The 1455-nt window shown below is 66.7% G+C and carries 1 protein-coding gene; it reads left to right on the top strand.

What is annotated here, in order from left to right:
- Positions 1-128 precede the first annotated feature (128 nt).
- Positions 129-1442, top strand: coding sequence for an ISL3 family transposase (locus NR111_RS18145; protein ID WP_256821617.1), 1314 nt, complete (start codon positions 129-131; stop codon positions 1440-1442).
- Positions 1443-1455: the final 13 nt, after the last annotated feature.

Here is a 1455-nt window from a genome sequence, read left to right as displayed (position 1 = left end):
GGCTCTTCCGGATCCGGAGTGCGTAGCGGGGATGCTGCGGTGATGCGGTGAGGCACAAGATGTAGGGGTCCTGGGGGTGTGAGGATTGCGGTTCCTACACCTGCACCCAGAACCACCCAGGACCCGCTTTGAACGCTACCGCCAGCCTGCTTGCCGACACCATCTGCCGCACCGTCGAGCTCGGGGTGACGATCACCGACGCCGCGGTGGCCGACGAGTTCACGCACCTGTTCTGCTCCCCGGTCACGCTGGACCCGGTGTGCGCCGACTGCGGGACGGAGGGGAGGCTGCGTGACCACATCGAGCGGAAGGTGACCGATCTGCCGATCGTCGGCCATCCCACCAGACTGCACGTACGCGTACCACGCTTCACCTGCGACAACACCGAGTGCGCTACGAGGATTTTCCAGCAGCGCATGCCTGATTTGGCCGAGCCGCGGGCCAAGACCACCCGCCGGTGCAGCCGCTGGATTCTGCAGCGCCTGGCGATCGACCGCACCAGCGTGGCCGCCGTCGCGAAGGCCCTCGGGCTGGGCTGGGATCTGGTCAACGACCTGGCGGTCTCCGAGACCCGCGCCATGGTCTACGACCAGCCCGGACACTTCGATGGCGTCCGCATTCTCGGGGTCGATGAGCACAAATGGAAGCACGTGCGCGGCGACGGCAGCAGCTCGTTCGTCACCGTCTTGGTGGACCTGACCCCGGTCGTGGACGGCACCGGCCCGTCTCGTCTGTTGGACATGATCCCCGGGCGCTCGGCGAAGGTCCTCACCGAGTGGCTCAACGCCCGCGACCAGGTGTTTCGAGATCGAGTCAAGGTGGTCACGATGGACGGGTTCGCCGGCTACCACACCGCCGCCGCCAAAGCCGTCCCCGAAGCACGCACGGTGATGGACCCGTTCCACGTCGTGCATCTTGCCGCCGACAAGCTCACCGTGTGCCGCCAACGCATCCAGCAGGCCACCACCGGACACCGGGGACGGACCGGCGATCCGCTGTACGGCATCCGCCGCACCCTGCGCACCCGCGCTGAGCTGCTTACCGACAAGCAGAAGGTCCGCTTGTTCAAGGCGTTCACCGCCAATGACGCGCACGCGGCGGTGGAGGTCACCTACAGCGTCTACCAGCGACTCATCGCCGCCTACGAGGCCTCGGGCAAGCGGGAGGGCAAGATCGCGATGTACAAGCTCCTCAAGTCGATCCGGGCCGGGGTGCCCGAGGAGCTGCCCGAGCTCGCCCAGCTGGGCCGGTCGCTATGGAAGCGCCGCCGCGAGATCCTCGCCTACTTCGACGTGGGCGCCTCCAACGGCCCCGTCGAGGCCATCAACGGCAGGCTCGAACACCTCCGCGGAATCGCCCTGGGCTTCCGGAACCTCAAGCACTACATCTTGCGGTCACTGATTCACTCCGGACAGCTGCGGGATCGGATCAATGCACTCTGAATCCGGAAGGGCC

This window comes from Dietzia sp. Die43 (assembly GCF_024519835.1).
GTDB classification, from domain to species: domain Bacteria; phylum Actinomycetota; class Actinomycetes; order Mycobacteriales; family Mycobacteriaceae; genus Dietzia; species Dietzia kunjamensis.
This window is presented reverse-complemented; position numbering and strand designations above follow the sequence as displayed.